Raw genomic sequence first — 17,141 nt, forward strand, 5'->3', positions numbered from 1 at the left:
AAGGCTGTTGAAAAACGTTATCAAGGCAGCCAGTGCGAGGCAAAAACGGGCGAATAAGCGGAGTTTACACGGAGTAAATGAGCATTATGAGCCAGTTTTTAACGAAGCAATGGCAACGTAGATAGTTTTTCATCGGCCTGCTAGTTAGACGCGGCGCTGCTGATCGTATGCCCAAAAAATACCGCGTTCATGAACAGCCGCGTGGTGCCGAACCAGAATGCACGGAAGTTGGGGTTATCAGTCATCGCAATGACTCGGCCCGAGCCGTGCGCACTGACCACTATCGCCGCCGTGCCCGCCATCCTGTCAATATTTTCCTGCGACACGTAACCACTCGCCAAGGGTTCGCTGGTGTACTGCAAGGGCGTTGCATAAGGATTCTCTGCACGTTCCATGAACAGTGTGCTGTCGCGGAACACTCGCAACAGGGAATTGTTGTAGCCATAACCCAGAGGGTGAGTCAGATCCAGTGTGGTATTGAATATGCTGCCACCGATGAGCTGCTCACCACGATCACGTGTCATCTCCGCGTAGGCCAATGTGGTCTCACTTTCGAGCTCGGTGTTGTCGAGCAATGTAATATTGGCCAGTTCGTTCTCAGCAGCCCAGTTCAGCGCAGTTTTATAAACGATCAAGGTACCACCGGCCTCGACCCACTGCCTGATCCTGTCGGTCTGCAGCTCTGAATAACTGCCGCTGGCCATGATCAGGACGTTGTAGCGGTTAAGATCTGCCTGCCGCATACGCGATTGCGTCAGCAGGGTAATGGGTATGTGGAACTTCTGGTCAAAGGTATGCCAGGCCTCGCCGACCTCGGACGAGCGCGTGCCTTCACCGGCAACCAGGGCGATACTGGGACGGCGCAGATCACTGAAGCTCGGACTGCCCAGATCGATACCCGCTGATGACAAACCGGTGCCCATGGCGTAAACCGTGATGGCATCTTCCTCGCTGGCCTGCCGCATCAGGGCGCGGATCTCTTCTGCCGACACTTCCTGTGGGCCAACCGGCACCATAATCGTGCCGTAGTCGAATTCCCGCGGCCCGTCCGCAGTGAGCGCAGTAAACGGTTCGGTGGCTACCTTGGCGCGTATGCCTGCGTCCAGTAGACGGTACATGGCGCGTGAGGCATAGAACTCATCCCATTCAAACAGGTAGGCATAGGCATTGTCTCCACCTACAAACTCGCCCGCCGGGAATTCACCATACTCAACCATTGCGCCGAGCAGGCCGGTGCCAAACTGACGGCTATCGAGCTCTGCAAACGGCGTGTTGAACGCGTACGGGAAGGTCCAGGTGGACACGTCATAAAACAGGGTGTCGGGAAACTCGGTGCGACGTTCAAAAATCGATTCTATCAGACGATGTTGCCCCTGGTTGCCGGGAACAACATAAGCCTGCCCGCGCTGAAAGCTCTGCTCACCAATCTCCAGATCTTCATCCAGCACATGCACTGCAATCTGGTGCTGACGCAGAATCTCGGCCATACGAAACGCGCTGCCGCTATCGTCCGCATCACCAAACACGTAAGCCTTGGTATCTGCGTCATCGGCCATCTCAAGCGCCTGCTGATAGAACTCGCGCTGATAGTCCAGCAACTCCGTACGCAGTGACAAGGCGCCTTCCAGCGTTGACAGTGAACTCAGGAACTGATTCTGGATGGTGAACGGGAATCGCAGTACACCGTGTGCCGTGTCACGGGCATGACCGCGTGAACTGGCCTGCTCGAAAAGAATGCCTATGGCGCCATTGATGTCCGGGTAGGTAGAGCCTTTGCCGTAGTAGAAATCATCAAAACTTTCGCGCGCATAATACAGTCGCTGATCCGAATCCAGCGCCCGTGCATGAAACTGCGCAATATTTTCGGTCAAGGTCTGATTGCGCTCCGGTGTCATGGGATGCGTGCGCGAGGGAATGCCGGGCTGGAAGAAAAATGTGTTATCCGATCCCATTTCATGATGATCGGTTAGCACATTCGGGCGCCAGCGATAGAAATTCTGCAACCGGGCCCGGCTCTCCGGGTGTCGAAGAGGCAACCAGTCACGGTTCAGGTCAAACCAGTAGTGGTTGGTGCGACCGCCGGGCCAGGGTTCATTGTGTTCCATGTTATTGGGATCAGTAGACAGCGTCATGGCACGACGGCTGTTGGCCCATTGCGCAAACCGGTCCAGACCGTCCGGGTTGAACGATGGATCGACCTGAATGATGGCATTGGCCAATGCTTCTTCTATCTCCGGTCCCTGCGCAGCCGCCAGGTGATACACGTACAACAAGGCAGCATTGGCGCCACTGGGTTCGTTGCCGTGTACGCTATAACCCTGATACAGAACCACCGGCATATCGTCAGTTGTCAGCTCACCGGCACGCGCAGGATCACTTAGCGCCAGGTGCTGCTGACGAATCTCCTCAAGGCGACTGTGGTTCTCAGGCGAGGTGATGGTCAGTACCAGTAAAGGCCGGTTTTCATAGGAGCTGCCAAAGCGTTCAATGCTGACGCGATCAGACGCTTCCGCGACCGCATACATGTAGTTGACCAGTTGATCGTGACGCACATGCCACTCACCTGGCACCGTACCCAACACCTGCTCCGGTGTGGGAATCGCCGGGTCATAACTGACGCCTGCGGGCAAATAGTAATCCATACTTGCGACGGCATCGGCCGGGTTTTGCGCACGGGTCAGCGGTGCGTGCAGCCCCGCCAGTAATGTCAGCAGCAGAAAAAAACTGGGCAGCTTGGATCGGACAGTAGTCATAATTGGGCCAGCCTCATCATGGTTGAATGGTTGGTTTCCGAACATTGCATCAATATCCTCAGAATATAGGCTTGCGCCAGCGATGGCTATACGGAGTTTGTCCCCTGTTGACGACGGGTATCCCGGATCAGATCATAGGCACTGGCGATATCACGCGTCTTGCGTTCAGCGATTTCACGCATGCTGTCCGGCAAGCCCTGGCTGGCCAGTTTGTCCGGATGATTCTCGTTCATCAGCTTGCGATAGGTTCGCTTAAGTTCGGTGTCACTGACGCTCGCGGGCACGCCCAGTACCTGATAGGCATCAGCCAGTTGTTGATCCGTTGAGCGTGCACTGCCGCCGCGCTGGCCACCGCGCAGCATGGCCTCCAGTTGTTCCACCTGTGATTCCGGCAGGCCCAGGCCGCGCGCGATATGCAGCAACATTTTGTGCTCGGCAGGGTGGATCTGGCCATCAGCGGCCACCGCACTGATCTGGATCTGCAGGAACATGCGCATCATGGCCGGGTGACCACGACTGACCTGCCGAAAACGAAGCAGTTCGGCGTCCAGATCAAAATCATCGGTCTTGCCGCGATTAAAGGCAGCGATGGCCATCTCGCGCTGCTGGCCCGACAACCGCAACTGGGCAAAGACAGTTTCTGCAGCCTGCACTTCATTTTTACTGACAACGCCATCGGCTTTGCACAAGGCACCCATGACGGCAAACATGGAGTCCAGAAAACCGGACTGCACCCTGGCCAGGCCTGAGACCGCCTGCTTTTTAAGGTAGCCTGACAGAAACCAGCCAGCCAGCGCACCGAGCACAAACCCCAGCGGGCCACCCATAAGAGAGCCTACAAAACCACCCAGCAATACTGCAAACAAAATGTCACTCCTGTGGCCTGCCCGGCCATCACAATGTAATCAGTTCAGACTTTTACCAGCCGCCGTGAGCGCTCATCAAACCACAAGCGTCCGACCGGTACCGCAGCCTCATGCACACGGTTATTGACGATATCAAATACGTCACCATTTTTCCCCTGCAAACACACCGGCACCCCGGCAGCCTGCGCAATATTGGCATTGCAACGCATATGTCGCGCTTCCCCATGCACAGGAATCGCAATCCGCGGCTTTACCCACTGGTACATCTGCGTCAATTCATCCGCATAAGGATGCCCCGATGCATGCAGGTCCCGGGTACTCAGATCCGCATGGGTCACTTTGATGTTGCGTGCCTCAAACCCCGCGATCAGGCGCTCAACATCGGCCTCATTGCCGGGAATGGTTTTGGCACTGAAAATAATGTGATCACCGGCAGCCAGATTGACGTCAGGATGACTGTCCATTGCCAACCGGTGCAGCGCGGCGCCGGCTTCGCCCTGACTGCCGGTAGCAAGCAGCAGCATTTCCTGCGGCTGCAGGTAACCCAGATCGGCATTCGCTACCAAGGTAAAATTATCCTGCAGATAACCAGCCGCACGCGCGCAGGCGGTCATATTGTGCAGCGAGCGCCCGATCACGCCCAGATAGCGTTTTGACATAAACGCCACGTTGCCCAGCGTCTGCAGGCGCGCAATATTGCTGGCAAAACAGGCAACAACAACACGCCCTTCGCTTTCCCTGACCGTTGTCAGCAGGTCTTCAAACAACGCTGACTCCGACAGGGAACTGCCCGCGTGGGTTGCATTGGTCGAGTCACAAACAATGGCGTCGATACGTGATTTTCCGACGGACTGAAACAAACCAGGGTCAATGGCATCACCCACCACCGGCGCCGAATCGATCTTCCAGTCTGCGGTATGCAATACCCGTGCAACCGGTGTCGTGATCAGCAGGGCGTTGGTTTCCGGTGTTGAGTGCGTGATCGGCAGCCAGCGCAGGGTGAACGGCCCCAGCGCCAGCGCCTCGCCCGGATGAACGGTGACCAGCGGCGCATCGATACCGGCCTGACTCAACTTGCGCTGTAAAACCTGGCGGGTGAACGGTGTGGTGTAAATCGGGCAACGAAACTGCTCCCAGAGGTGGGGAATGGCACCTATGTGATCTTCATGCGCATGGGTCGCCACGATTCCCAGCAGGGCTTCATTGCGATTGGCGATAAAAACCGGATCCGGCATTTCCACCCGGTTACCGGACAGGGGCTGGTCATCCACTTTCCCGAACGTCACGCCACAGTCGACCATCAACCACTGCCCGGCATGTCCGTACATGTTCAGGTTCATGCCAATTTCGCCACAACCGCCGAGCGGCACAAACCAGAAATCTTTGTGGCCCGGACTGTTAAACGAACTGGTGGCTGACACAAATACCAAGCCTTGAATATCTATTGAATCGGAAAATCAAAATACTGATCCGGAAAAGGTTCGTCACGCAGGGTGTAATGCCACCACTCCTGGTCATAGTTCACAAACCCGGCAGCCTCCATCAGCCCGCGCAGCAGGTGACGATTGACCAATACCTCTTCACCCACAGCGGGGTTATCGGTATGCGAGCGGGCATCAAAACAATCGTAGCTGGTCCCCATGTCAATGCTGTTATCCGGGAACCGCTGTTCTTCGCTGCCACGACAATCGTAGCGCCCCATCGGGTCCGCCTGTGGCTGCGTGGACCCCAGTCGCACCAGAGTCAGATCAACCGTGCTGCCCCGGCTGTGCCCGGAGCGCTCGGCAATGTAGCCACGCGAGAACAGCTCGTCTTTGGGCACATCGGGATAGAATGCGGCTTTCATTTTTTCATCATCCGCATCGGCTGCCCAGGCGACAAAATGGTCAACAGCGCGTTGCGGACGGAAGCAATCGTAAACCTTGAGAGAATAGCCCTGCAGATTGGCTTGTGCCTGCACCTGTGCCAGCGCTGATGCAGCGGGTGTCGTCAGCACGCAGGCCGATTCCTCGTAACCGGTGATGGGCTCACCAACAAAATTATTGCTGCCGGTATAACGCATGTCCAGTTCAATGGAATCGTCCACCAGCGCCAGGGTACTGAATCCGGTCGGCAGGTTCTGATCAACAGTTGTTGCCGTGCAATGCCCAAGCAGCAAAGTGGCTGTCGCTAAAAACAGTGTCGATCTAAAGTTCATTGGGGGGCTCCGCGGCCGTGCTTTGTCCGCGACGCTGCAGCTGAACGGCTTTCAGAAAATTGCGCAGAATCTGGTCTTTGCATTCCCGATAGTGTTTGTGTCCGGGCTTTCGAAACAGGGCCGTCAGCTCATGCTGGCTCAGACTCATGCCCACACTCTCCAGCATGGCCAGCACATCGTCTGACTTCAGATTCAGGGCAATGCGCAGCTTCATGAAAATCATGTTATTGCTCAGCTCCTGTTCCGGCTCTGGCTGCGGGCCATCTTTTTTGCCGCGCAGGGCATTAATCAGTCCGTTCAGGAAAATAGCCAGTGTGGTGTCATCACAAAATACAAAATCGGGGTCTTCATCGGCTTTCAGCCAGTTGCACACCTGGTCCCGTGTCACGCTGCAGTCAGCCCGGGCAAAAACATCCATCATCTGCTGGTCGCTGTAGTCAAAGGCATAACGCAGGCGCCGCAGCACATCATTATTGATCATGAGTCACCCCCGGCAAATACGATACGCATTCTGTGACCGGCAAATTCAATCACATCACCGGTCACAATTTTTTTGCGCTTCTGCGTCTCTATCACATCATTGACCAGCACCATGCCGTCGGCGACCACCGACTTGGCTTCAGCGCCACTGCCGACCAGGCCTTCGAATTTAAGAATTTTGTATAACTCAACGGGTACCGTATTGACTTCAACATCAGCCGTCACCTGTTCGGATTGCTCTTGCCTGGACATAATTTTCCACTTCAATGAATTGTTTGCTTCAAGCCTCTGTGCACAGTTGAATGCCATCCGGACGAAGGTCTATCACACCCTGTTTGTACAAACGGCCGATACTTTTTTTGAACGCTGCTTTGCTGATGCCAAACACCCTGAATATATCTTCAGGCGATGACTTGTCATGAACCGGTGCAAAGCCACCCTGTTTTTTCAGGTAGGCGACAATCACTGCACCATGCTCATCCACTACCTCAACCGCCGGACGCAGTGAAAGGTCAATACGACCATCGGGCCTGACATGGCGGATATAACCTTTGATGCTTTGCCCGAAACTCAGGCGCTGGGAAACGTCCGCACTGTGCAGCACGCCCCAGTGGCTGTGATTGACAATAGCCTTGAAGCCCAGATCAGTGCTGTTGGCGATAATCAGATCAACCGGTTGCCCGGTGTTGAAGCGATGAGGTTTATCGTCATCGAGAAATTTGTCGATTTTGGACGATGCCACGATACGGCTGTGTACTTTGTCCACATAGATATAAACCAGATAGGAACGTCCTTCTTCCATCGGCCGGTGCTGCTCCATGAAAGGCACCAGCAGGTCTTTCTCCAGGCCCCAGTCCAGAAACGCACCCACCGCATTGCGATCCACCACCGGCAGAAAAGCAAATTGCCCCACCGTGGCTGTCGGCATCCTGGTGGTTGCCACGGGCCGGTCCTCACTGTCGAGATACAAAAACACCCGCAGGCTATCACCAATGGCCGCACCCTCGGGTACATGCCGCCGGGGCAACAACACCCGCTCCGCATCACTGGCACTGGGACTGGCACCCAGATACACACCAAAATCAGCAAATTCAATAACTTGTAAGGTATAAACCTTGCCCAACTGCAACATGTCACGCTCAAATAATCAGGTTTTGGCAATTATACAGAGAAATGCCCGGCAAACCTTGTTCATTTCCGCGACTCGCTCACCGATCAGTTGCCGGTATAGTAAGTCGCAGCGCCGGGCCCGACCGGCAAACCCAGCAGGAAAACCCAGACATAAAACAGCATGACCCAGAAGATGAAAAAGAAGATCGAAAACGGCAACATGGTTGCGATCATGGTGCCAATACCCATATCTTTGTTGTAGCGCGTAGCCCAGGCCAGAATCAGGCCAAAATAACTCATCATCGGGGTGATGATATTGGTCGTTGAATCACCTATGCGGTACGCCGCCTGTATCAACTCAGGCGCATATCCCACCAGCATCAGCATGGGCACAAACACCGGCGCAGTTACCGCCCACTGCGCTGACGCCGACCCCAGCATCAGATTAACAAAACAACACATGATGATGAAAAACACGAACACCACGGGTCCGGTCAGCTCCGCGCTGATCAGAAACTCGGCACCGGTCACGGCTGTTATGACACCCAGGTTGGTCCAGCCAAAGAACGCGACAAACTGCGCGGCAAAAAACACCAGTACGACATAAAGACCCAGGGTCGACACTGCCGAGGCCATGGCATCAATCACATCGCGGTCATTCCGCATGCTGCCAGTGACACGGCCATACGCAAAGCCAGTGACCAGGAAAAACAGAAAGATGAAGGCCACGATACTGCGGAAAAAAGGCCCGGCGCCGCCATCAACCGGATCGCGCAAAGGCGCGCCCTGAGGCACTGCCAGCAGCGCTATCAAACCCAGCACCAGAACAGCGGCCACACCCGCAATCAGCAGGCCCCTGCGCTCAACCGGTTTCAGCCTTTCCATGCTTTTTCCATCAAGCACGCTCGGGTCGGCGTTGCTGTCGTCGTACTCGCCCAGCTTGGGCTCAACGATATAAATTGTCACCAGAGACCCGACGATCGTAATCATGAAGGTGCTGACTGCCATGAGATACCAGTTGGCGGTGGCGTAAACTTCATATGACGGATCGATCAATCGCGCCGCTTCCTGGGTAATGCCAGCCAACAGCGGATCCACTGTCCCTATTAGCAGATTGGCACTGTAACCACCTGATACGCCAGCAAAAGCCGCTGCCATACCAGCCAGGGGATGGCGTCCCAGCGCCAGAAAGATGGCACCTGCAAGCGGGACCAGCACAACGTAACCCATTTCCGAAGCGGTGTTGGAAATGACGCCGGCGAACACGATCGCCACCGTTACCACATGGCGAGGCGCACTCAATACAATGCCGCGCACCATCGCAGACAGCAACCCGGATTTCTCGGCGATACCAACTCCAAGCATGGCAACGAGCACCACGCCCAATGGCGCGAAGTTGACAAAGTTGCTGACCAGGTTGCCCAGAATCAGTCGCAGCCCCTCCGCATTGAGCAGACTGACCGCCTCAATCATGGTGCCTTCGGCTGCCGATGGGCGAGGATCCGGCACCGACACGCCAAGCGCACCAAACAATCCGGACAGCAGCACCATGCCGAAGGCCAGCAATGCAAATAGAGTAACCGGATGCGGCAGCAGGTTGCCAAGCCACTCAACACTGTCCAGAAAGCGGGTAAACCACCCGCGCCGGCCAGAGGTCCCTGTGCTGCCGTTAGTCATTGCAGATCCTCGTTTTACGTTTTTCTCTGAACGGAGCTGTTACCAATTGACACAAAACAGAAAAGTTTTTTCTAAAGCTTTCGGATTTGCTGCCGTTTACTGTCTTGCAGCGCCCCCCTTATGCCTGGACCCGGCAGTGCAGCTGTAATCTGCCGACAGGCGACATTAACAAATATTTATATTTAGAGAAAGCTCATGAAAACGATTTTGACTCCTACACTGATACGCCGATGTCTGATGATCGGTTTACTGTCGGCCGTTGCCGCGACTTCGGCCCAGGCACAACAAGGCCAGATCGCCAAAAGCGATGGTGGCAGTGACGCCATCGCCCGCTTCGTAATGAATTTCGGGCGTTTCATCGACTGGCCAGATGCTGCATTCGCCAGTGCGGACGGTGATCTGCGTGTCTGCGTCCTGGGCGAAAACGAGCTCGGCAACTCTCTTAACCAGATCGTCAACGGCAAACGTGCTGGCGATCGCACCATTGCTGTCAGCAACCTGGCCGGCAGTGATGTGGCTGCTGCCCGCGATTGCCATATCGTTTACGTCAGCTCCAGCGAAACCGGCCGCACCGCCGAAATCACCGGCGCAGTTGCCGGTTCGCACGCATTGACTGTCAGTGAAATTGTCAATTTCCCGGAAGACGGTGGCATGATCGGCCTGAGTGGTGAGCGCGGTGACCGTATCGCGATCCGCATGAACCGGGCTCTCATTGAGCAGACCGGCCTGAACGTTCGCGAACAATTGATGCGCGCCATTCAGTGATGGTGTAAACCACACTACTGCCGCCGGAGGACCAAACCGTGTTAAATATGAACTGGACCCTGAAATGGAAAGTGCTGACGGGTGTCACGCTGACCAGCACTGTGGCGGTAGTGATATCGACTGCTATTTTTGTCGCCGTTGAATTGCAGCGCCTTGATCAGCGACTGGCAACCCAGGCACTGACCACCGCGCGCCTGATTGGTGCCAACACCACCGGGGCGCTGGCGTTTTTTGATGACGCCTCGGCCACCGAAACGCTCAGCGCACTGGACCTGAACGAAAGCATCATGGCTGCTGTCCTGTTCGACGATAGCGGCAGCAATTTCGCTGAGTTTGTCGCCGATGGCCAGAGCAGTGGTCCGCTGCCGCAGAGTCCGGGCACGCAGGACGTGGTGCAACGACCAGAGCTTGGGTACCTTGAACTGTTTGAGCCGGTTACCATGGATGGCGATGTGATCGGTACTCTGTACATGCGCGTCAGCCTGGCCGAGCGCCAGCAGGTTGTCAGCACTTACACTCTGTCGTTTATTCTCATCGTTCTTGGCGTGGCAGCACTGGCTCTGGCCATTTCTTTTCTGATCCAGCGCTCTATCGTGCGGCCGGTCACCGAAGTGGTCAATGCGCTTCGCGACATGGCGGAAGGAGACGGCGACCTGACCAAGCGCATCCACGTGTCCAGCAAGGATGAAGTGGGCGAACTGGCACACTGGTTCAATCTGTTTGCTGCACGCGTCCACGATGTGGTCGGCAAATTCAAGGAATCGGCCATCAACCTCAGCGCCGCCGCAGAACAGTTGTCGGGCACGATTACCAAAACCTCAGCGGGCGCCCTGCGTCAGCAGAGCGAAATCGAGCACGTGGCCAAAGCCATGTCCGAAATGTCGAGCACGGTTGAAGAAGTCGCGCGCAACGTCGGCATGGCTGCCAATGATGCGCAACAGGCCGATGACGAATCCACCAAGGGCGCGGACGTTGTTACCCAGACCATGGGCGCCATCAATGCCCTGGCTCGCGATATTGACCAGGCTTCCGAGGTCATCACCAACCTGCAGAAAGAAACCGACAGTATCGGTTCGGTACTTGACGTGATTCGTGGCATCGCCGAGCAGACCAACCTGCTGGCATTGAACGCGGCGATTGAAGCAGCGCGCGCCGGCGAGCAGGGCCGGGGCTTTGCGGTTGTTGCCGACGAGGTTCGTACCCTGGCCAGTCGCACCCAGGCATCAACTGAAGAAATCCAGAACATGATCACCAAGCTGCAGACTGGCGCCAACCAGGCCGTACAGGTCATGGTCAAAGGCAAGGATCAGGCAGCAACCAGCGTGGATCACGCCAGCCGCGCCGGACAATCTCTGCAGAACATCACGCGCGCGGTGTCAGTGATCAAGGATATGAGCAATCAGATCGCCAGCGCATCGGAAGAGCAATCTGCGGTGAGCCTGGAGATCAACCGCAATATCAACAACATCTCCGATGTTGCCAACGAAACCGCAACTGGCTCACGCGAAATCAGTACCGGTGCCAGCGAACTGGCCAGGCTTGCCGCCGAGCTGCAAACGCTGGTCGGTCACTTCAAGTGTGATATGCCAGGCCAGCACCGGGCCTGACCGGTCACGGAGCCGCAGTCGCGAACTGCGGCTGCTGATAGGCATCCAGTTCACGCTCAAGCTCGGCCGCCAGGCCGAGCAGCGTGGGTTCGGACCAGGGCAGCCCCACCACACTGATCCCCAATGGCAAGATTCCGCTGAACGTCCCCGGTAGTGTAATAGAAGGGTAACCGGAAATCGCTGCCGGCCCGGACGTACCAAAACCGAAACCGTCTCCGCTGTCAGGGTCTATTGGCCAGGCTTTGCCATAAGAGGGCAGGATAATGGCATCGGCGCCCTGCGCCTGCAGATATTCATTCAACATGGCTTCGGCCAGCGCCCGGCTGCTTGCCAGTGCCTGTTGATAGGATGCACGATCCTCTACCAGATCAACCGCCGCAGCCTGTTCCAGATATTCCTGCCCGAATGCCCCCAACGCCTCCTCCCCGCGCGCTGCATTAAATGCAACCAGCTCGGCAAAACTGTTCACCTCTTCGGCCACACCGTAGTCCAGTAACCACTGTTCCAGGTCGCGCCGGAACTCGTAGATCAACACCTCAAATTCGGCAGCACCCATCTCCCGCGGCGCCTGCCACTCGGCAAGTTCCACCACTTCGACGCCGCGAGACTCGAACATCTCGGCCAGTTGCTCAAACAACGGCACCAGCGCCGGCTCCCGCTCATCGTAGGCCCTGACCAGAACCACCTTCTGCAGATCCGGCGCCTGATCTATGCTGTAGGTCAACGGCTCATCAAAGCGACTGCGGGCTTCCGGTGTCAACATGCCGTCCAGCAGCAGTGCCGCATCAAACACATTGCGCGCCATGGGTCCGGCGATATCCTGAGCACTGGCTATCGGTATGATACCTTCGCCTGACACACTGCCGCGTGTGGGTTTGATACCAACGATGCCATTGATCGCGGCAGGGCACATGATCGACCCGTCAGTCTCGGTGCCGACCGCCAGCAGGGTCATGTCGGCCGCCACGGCGACCGCGGAACCCGCGCTGGAACCACAGGGTGTATGCGTCAGCAAATGGGGATTGCGGGTCTGCCCGCCCAGCGCCGACCAGCCGCTGATTGAATCCTCACCACGAAAATTCGCCCATTCTGACAGATTGGCCTTGGCCAGGATGATGGCACCGGCGTCACGCAACTGGGTCACAAAGGCGGCATCCCTGTCAGTCAGATGCCCCTGCAGCGCCAACGCGCCCGCCGTTGTTGGCATGTTATCGGCAGTCGCGATGTTGGCTTTTAATACCACCGGCATGCCGTGCAGGGCGGACCTGACGGTGCCTGCCGCACGCTCCGCGTCCAGGGCCTGTGCTTGCGACAAGGCATCCTGGTTGACATCGATAATGGCATTCAGGCCATGTCCCTGCCGGTTGTGCTGTGCAATTCTGTCCAGGTAATAACTCACCAGCGTGGCACTGCTCAGTTCGCCACCAGCCATGCTACTCAGGGCAGTGCGCGCATCCATCCACGTCGGCTGATCTGCCGGTTCTTCGCTGCATGCCGACAGCGCGGCCAGGGTCAACACCAAGGGAAAACTCGCAGACATTAATCGTCGGGACAACAACATTCCGTCACTCCTGTTAGAGCAGATTGATAAAAGAGGGTAGCGCAGCAATATGTGTTTGATCATAGAGAGCTTTTGCGATTGTTGCCAGCTCGTTTCCCATTCCTGCCCTCATACGTTATCCTCGACCGTATAAAAATAAGGCAGGTAACCAGGTAAGTAGCTATGCGGTTAACGACCAATGCAGTTGACAGCAAAGACAGGCCAGTGAATCCGTTGTTTGCGACCAACCCAATGTTTGCTGCTCAGCGTCTGCCCCGCCGACACCGGGTACTCCTGGTCTTGCTGCTATTTGGCTGTCTGCTCAGCGTTTCACGACAGACTCATGCTCATGGCAGCGTGGTCGACGAAGGTGATGCCTGTGTCATTCAGTTCGGTTTCTACAGCGCCCATTTCTCCATTTTCCAACCCGGCACCTCGGACCACGACAGCTTTTGCGAAGACATACCCAGCGCAGGAGAAAGTGTTTTTATCATGGAGTACCGGCACGACTCCATGCGTCAGGTTCCACTTGAGTTTCGCATCATGCACAACACCAGCGAACTCGGCCGGTTTGTGCGCTGGCAGGACATTGAGGCCATGTCGACGGAGCAACTGAGGGCCGATACCGTATTTTTGCAATCCCTTCCCCCTCAAACTGATGGCGTCACCCGGGTCATGCACAACTTTGACGCAACAGGGGACTACATTGGCGTTGTCAGCATACCCCACCCCAGCGAAGAAATTCTCTATCACGCGGTCTTCCCGTTCAGGGTCGGCACTTCTGCGTGGTCTAACTGGTTCTGGGGTTTGCCGGTACTGGCGCTGATCCTGTTCGTTATTCGTCGGACGCGCGGCAATGCCTTGAAAAGCGGAGCGAGCCATGAAAATGCCTGATTATTTTCACGCTATCGGCGCAAGTCTGGGTTTAGCGGCCATGTTCGTGACAGCCATCTCAACGACCAGCGCAGCAACAGAAGCTCTGTCGGCAATGAGCCAGCCAGCCGGTTTACACGTACAAATGCAAAGCGAGCTGGAACCTCTGGCCATCAATCAGATGCACAGCTGGGTTATTCGTGTGCAGGACTCGCAAGGCGATCCGGTTACTGATGCCCGGATCAGCGTAGACGGTGGCATGCCCGCGCACAACCATGGTCTGGCAACCAGCCCCCAGGTCACCGAGAACCTCGGCGAGGGTCGCTACCGTCTTGAGGGTGTACGATTTCACATGAATGGCGAGTGGGAGCTCAGACTGCAGATCGAATCAGCCGACGTGCCCTACCGGGCCATATTTACCTTGACGCTGTAACCACTATTTATGCACTGGATCAGATCAACAGCACTGATATTTGCCCTGAGCCTGCTTTCAATACTGGGATACCTGGCCTGGCAGCACGTGCCCGCGCCCTTGCCGGCCCAATGGAATCAGCAGGAACTGGCGCTACTGGAATCTTTATCACTGCAGAATCTACCGCCGCTGCCCGATGATCCGGGCAATGCGGTGGCAGATGATCCGGACGCTGCCGAGTTCGGTCATCATCTGTTTTTCGACACACGGCTGAGTGCAGATGGCAGCGTCTCCTGCGCCAAATGTCATCAGCCTGAGCATCATTTTACTGATCAGTTGCCGGTGGGTGTCGGCGTGGCCGCCGGTGACCGCAACACCATGAGCCTGGTGGGCGCGGCATACAGCCCGTGGCTGTTCTGGGACGGGCGCAAGGACAGTTTGTGGGCGCAGGCACTGGAGCCTCTGGAGAACCCCCTGGAACACGGTTTCGAGCGCAGTGAAATTGCTGCTTTGATCAAATCCGACAAAGACTATCAACAGCGCTATGCACAGGTTTTTGGTCCGCTTCCGGACCAGCACTCAACCGATCAGATTTTTGCCAATGTCGGCAAAGCGCTGTCAGCGTACCAGCGTCATTTGTTGCCGGGACCAACCCGGTTTGATGACTATGTGGCAAGCCTGGACGACAGTGGCGACCTGACCCCAGGCGTGACAACAGGCGACGCAATGACCAACGAAGAACTCGCCGGATTAAGACTGTTCATCGACAAGGCGGAATGCGTGGACTGCCACAACGGACCTTTATTTACCAATAATTCGTTCCATAACACCGCCATCCTGTCTGCTCCCGGCATGCTGCCGGCGCTGGGCCGGGCAGAAGGCCTGAGACGGGCGCAGGCAGATCCGTTTAACTGCCTTGGCAGGTTCAGCGACGCTGATCCGGGTGACTGCGCCGAGCTGCGCTTTGCCCGGGGCGGCGATGAGATGATAGGTGCTCAGCGCACAGGCAGTCTGCGGGATCTGAGCAAAACAGCACCCTATATGCATGCAGGTCAAATGACAAACCTTGCTGAAGTCATTGAGCACTACAACAAGGCCGAGCTGTCGATGATAGGCCACAACGAAGCCAAGCCCCTGGGCTTGCGCGCCGTCGAGAAGAAACAACTGGAAAGTTTTTTAAGAACGCTTAATGGCCCGATGGCGACTGCGCCGCACTGGCTAAAACCTCCGGCAACGCTGCCTCCGCACGCAGTGCTTATGTCGACCACTGACAACAGGCGAGAACAGAAATAGACACTTTTATCCTGGCGTGGCTGGAACGCAATCGCGAATTTGCCATTTTTCTCATTCCTGTTTTTGCCTTTGCCGAAGCCTGCATCGGCATCGGGCTGCTGATCTCCGGCGCCTTTCTGGTAGCCGTGGGTTCGGTACTGCTCGCCAATGAGATCGCCACTCTCGCCCAGATCGTCCCGCTCGCCCTGGGCGGCGCGTTGCTTGGCGATCATGTTGGTTTTTACAGCGGACGCTGGATAGTTCCGCGCTTTCATCACTTCGCGTTCGCACAGAAACACCGGGCAAAACTGCAAAAATCTGAGCTCATGATAATCAAATACGGCCCTTACGCCATTTTCATCGGTCGTTTTATACCGGCCATCCGTAGCCTTGTTCCGGCACTGCTGGGCATCAGTGGCTTCAACGCCAGACGCTATTCCCTGCTTGATCTGGCCGCGTGCCTGCTGTGGTCTGTTTGTCTCGGCCTGATACTTTGGGCGATACAAAACGTGGTAGGCTAAGCGTCAACAGAATGTCAGAATTGAGCACATGGACCATCCCAAACGCATATTGATCATTTATACCGGTGGTACCATCGGTATGCAGCAGACGCCCGAAGGGCTGGCACCTGCGGCTGACCTGGCGGCAGATATCAGGCATATGCCGGAGCTTGGACAGGCATTCCAGACCCACCCGCCCGTCATCGAAACCCTGAGTTACGATCCGCTGCTGGACAGTTCCGACATGACGCCCGGCCACTGGGTACGCATAGCCAGCGACATCCTGCAGCGCTACCAGCGCTTTGATGGTTTTGTAGTACTGCACGGCACCGACACGCTGGCATACACTGCCTCTGCGCTGAGCTTTTTCCTTGAACGCTCCGACAAACCTGTCGTTATTACCGGCGCCCAGCTGCCCTATGCCTACCCGCGCAGCGATGCGCGCAATAACCTGATCTCGGCGCTGGAAGTGGCGGCCAATATGCCGGAAGCCATGACGCAGGTCTGTGTGGTATTCGGATCCCGGATCCTGCGTGGCAACCGTGCCACCAAAGTATCGGCCAAGGCCTATGATGCATTTGATTCGCCGCGCTACCCGCATCTGGGGGCCATCGGCATTGATGTCGAATACAATCGAAGGCGTCGTTTTCCGTTGGCGTTTGGCAACTTCACCAAACACGGACAGTTGCCACCCGATGATGCCGTGGCACTGGTGCGACTGTTCCCAGGTTTCAGTGCTGAGACGTTGCGCGCCGTTTGTAGCAGCAGCCAGCTTCGCGGCATTGTTCTGGAAGCCTATGGTGCCGGCAATGGCCCCAGCAAGAACCAGGCATTCCAGGATGCGATTCGCGATGCCGTACGCAATGGCATTGTCGTGGTTGTGGTGTCGCAGCCGCTTGACGGCATTGTCCGCATGAGCAGTTACGCTGCCGGCAGCGCTCTGGCCCGGGCCGGCGCTATCAGCGGCCGGGACCTGACCACGGAGGCGGCGGTAGCCAAACTGTACTACCTGATCGCGCTGGGATACAGTGCTGACATGATTGCCAAAAAGATCAAAACACCCATCGCGGGTGAAATGCGCCGCTAGCG

General features: G+C 56.5%; 16 protein-coding genes. 7 read left to right on the plus strand and 9 right to left on the minus strand.

The annotated features are described in order from the left end of the window. Nucleotides 1–140 precede the first annotated feature (140 nt). The 8 genes from WD071_RS06105 to WD071_RS06140 form a co-directional block, all read right to left on the minus strand. On the minus strand, nt 141–2,753 hold the full coding sequence (locus tag WD071_RS06105; protein WP_368047466.1) for a M14 metallopeptidase family protein: 2,613 nt from the start codon (nt 2,751–2,753) through the stop codon (nt 141–143). A gap of 86 nt (nt 2,754–2,839) precedes the next feature. Continuing rightward, complete coding sequence (gene djlA / locus WD071_RS06110; protein ID WP_368047548.1) at nt 2,840–3,622, minus strand: co-chaperone DjlA; 783 nt, start codon at nt 3,620–3,622, stop codon at nt 2,840–2,842. A 41-nt stretch (nt 3,623–3,663) separates the two neighbouring features. Continuing rightward, entirely contained in the window at nt 3,664–5,040 is a 1,377-nt protein-coding gene (locus tag WD071_RS06115; RefSeq protein ID WP_368047467.1) for a ribonuclease J, read from the minus strand. Nucleotides 5,041–5,060: 20 nt separating this feature from the next. After that, the gene (locus tag WD071_RS06120; RefSeq protein WP_368047468.1) at nt 5,061–5,816 is read right to left on the minus strand and encodes a M15 family metallopeptidase; all 756 of its coding nucleotides are present in this window, start codon (nt 5,814–5,816) and stop codon (nt 5,061–5,063) included. Then, nucleotides 5,806–6,297 (minus strand): DUF1456 family protein, encoded by a 492-nt coding sequence (locus WD071_RS06125; RefSeq protein WP_368047469.1) that lies wholly within the window; start codon nt 6,295–6,297, stop codon nt 5,806–5,808. Before WD071_RS06125 ends, WD071_RS06120 begins: the two co-directional genes overlap by 11 nt. Continuing rightward, the gene (locus WD071_RS06130; RefSeq protein WP_368047470.1) at nt 6,294–6,548 is read right to left on the minus strand and encodes an RNA-binding S4 domain-containing protein; all 255 of its coding nucleotides are present in this window, start codon (nt 6,546–6,548) and stop codon (nt 6,294–6,296) included. The genes WD071_RS06125 and WD071_RS06130 overlap by 4 nt, the downstream gene beginning before the upstream one ends. Nucleotides 6,549–6,576: 28 nt before the next feature. Beyond that, on the minus strand, nt 6,577–7,428 hold the full coding sequence (locus WD071_RS06135) for a S1 RNA-binding domain-containing protein (protein WP_368047471.1): 852 nt from the start codon (nt 7,426–7,428) through the stop codon (nt 6,577–6,579). An 83-nt stretch (nt 7,429–7,511) separates the two neighbouring features. Then, nucleotides 7,512–9,083, minus strand: coding sequence for an AbgT family transporter (locus WD071_RS06140; RefSeq protein ID WP_368047472.1), 1,572 nt, complete (start codon nt 9,081–9,083; stop codon nt 7,512–7,514). Nucleotides 9,084–9,278: 195 nt separating this feature from the next. On the opposite strand from WD071_RS06140, the gene WD071_RS06145 reads away from it, so the two are divergent. Both WD071_RS06145 and WD071_RS06150 read left to right on the plus strand, forming a co-directional pair. Next, entirely contained in the window at nt 9,279–9,848 is a 570-nt protein-coding gene (locus tag WD071_RS06145; RefSeq protein WP_368047473.1) for a YfiR family protein, read from the plus strand. A gap of 47 nt (nt 9,849–9,895) precedes the next feature. Beyond that, nucleotides 9,896–11,455, plus strand: a complete 1,560-nt coding sequence (locus WD071_RS06150; protein WP_368047549.1) for a methyl-accepting chemotaxis protein — start codon at nt 9,896–9,898, stop codon at nt 11,453–11,455. A 4-nt stretch (nt 11,456–11,459) separates the two neighbouring features. On the opposite strand, the gene WD071_RS06155 is transcribed toward WD071_RS06150, so the two are convergent. Next, nucleotides 11,460–13,016, minus strand: coding sequence for an amidase family protein (locus tag WD071_RS06155; RefSeq protein WP_368047474.1), 1,557 nt, complete (start codon nt 13,014–13,016; stop codon nt 11,460–11,462). 162 nt (nt 13,017–13,178) lie between these two features. Here WD071_RS06155 and WD071_RS06160 point away from each other — a divergent pair, with 162 nt between their 5' ends. The 5 genes from WD071_RS06160 to WD071_RS06180 all read left to right on the plus strand — a co-directional run bounded on the left by WD071_RS06160 (nt 13,179) and on the right by WD071_RS06180 (nt 17,139). After that, a complete protein-coding gene (locus tag WD071_RS06160; RefSeq protein ID WP_368047475.1) occupies nt 13,179–13,889 on the plus strand; it encodes a hypothetical protein in 711 nt (236 codons plus the stop codon). Further along, nucleotides 13,876–14,301 (plus strand): FixH family protein, encoded by a 426-nt coding sequence (locus WD071_RS06165; protein WP_368047476.1) that lies wholly within the window; start codon nt 13,876–13,878, stop codon nt 14,299–14,301. The genes WD071_RS06160 and WD071_RS06165 overlap by 14 nt, the downstream gene beginning before the upstream one ends. 9 nt (nt 14,302–14,310) lie before the next feature. Then, nucleotides 14,311–15,573: a cytochrome-c peroxidase gene (locus WD071_RS06170; protein WP_368047477.1), complete on the plus strand. Its 1,263-nt coding sequence runs from the start codon at nt 14,311–14,313 to the stop codon at nt 15,571–15,573. 116 nt (nt 15,574–15,689) lie between these two features. Continuing rightward, on the plus strand, nt 15,690–16,073 hold the full coding sequence (locus WD071_RS06175; protein WP_368047550.1) for a DedA family protein: 384 nt from the start codon (nt 15,690–15,692) through the stop codon (nt 16,071–16,073). 28 nt (nt 16,074–16,101) lie between these two features. After that, entirely contained in the window at nt 16,102–17,139 is a 1,038-nt protein-coding gene (locus WD071_RS06180; RefSeq protein ID WP_368047478.1) for an asparaginase, read from the plus strand. The last annotated feature ends 2 nt before the right edge of the window (nt 17,140–17,141 follow it).

It is taken from the genome of Pseudohongiella sp. (assembly GCF_040877505.1).
Lineage (GTDB): Bacteria > Pseudomonadota > Gammaproteobacteria > Pseudomonadales > Pseudohongiellaceae > Pseudohongiella.

Bases quoted from the DNA above. Each gene is read 5' to 3' on its own strand.
- WD071_RS06105 (WP_368047466.1), bottom strand. From the start codon at position 2,753: ATGACTACTGTCCGATCCAAGCTGCCCAGTTTTTTTCTGCTGCTGACA.
- WD071_RS06120 (WP_368047468.1), bottom strand. From the start codon at position 5,816: ATGAACTTTAGATCGACACTGTTTTTAGCGACAGCCACTTTGCTGCTT.
- WD071_RS06125 (WP_368047469.1), bottom strand. From the start codon at position 6,297: ATGATCAATAATGATGTGCTGCGGCGCCTGCGTTATGCCTTTGACTAC.
- WD071_RS06130 (WP_368047470.1), bottom strand. From the start codon at position 6,548: ATGTCCAGGCAAGAGCAATCCGAACAGGTGACGGCTGATGTTGAAGTC.
- WD071_RS06135 (WP_368047471.1), bottom strand. From the start codon at position 7,428: ATGTTGCAGTTGGGCAAGGTTTATACCTTACAAGTTATTGAATTTGCT.
- WD071_RS06140 (WP_368047472.1), bottom strand. From the start codon at position 9,083: ATGACTAACGGCAGCACAGGGACCTCTGGCCGGCGCGGGTGGTTTACC.
- WD071_RS06145 (WP_368047473.1), top strand. From the start codon at position 9,279: ATGAAAACGATTTTGACTCCTACACTGATACGCCGATGTCTGATGATC.
- WD071_RS06150 (WP_368047549.1), top strand. From the start codon at position 9,896: ATGAACTGGACCCTGAAATGGAAAGTGCTGACGGGTGTCACGCTGACC.
- WD071_RS06155 (WP_368047474.1), bottom strand. From the start codon at position 13,016: ATGTTGTTGTCCCGACGATTAATGTCTGCGAGTTTTCCCTTGGTGTTG.
- WD071_RS06160 (WP_368047475.1), top strand. From the start codon at position 13,179: ATGCGGTTAACGACCAATGCAGTTGACAGCAAAGACAGGCCAGTGAAT.
- WD071_RS06165 (WP_368047476.1), top strand. From the start codon at position 13,876: ATGAAAATGCCTGATTATTTTCACGCTATCGGCGCAAGTCTGGGTTTA.
- WD071_RS06170 (WP_368047477.1), top strand. From the start codon at position 14,311: ATGCACTGGATCAGATCAACAGCACTGATATTTGCCCTGAGCCTGCTT.
- WD071_RS06180 (WP_368047478.1), top strand. From the start codon at position 16,102: ATGGACCATCCCAAACGCATATTGATCATTTATACCGGTGGTACCATC.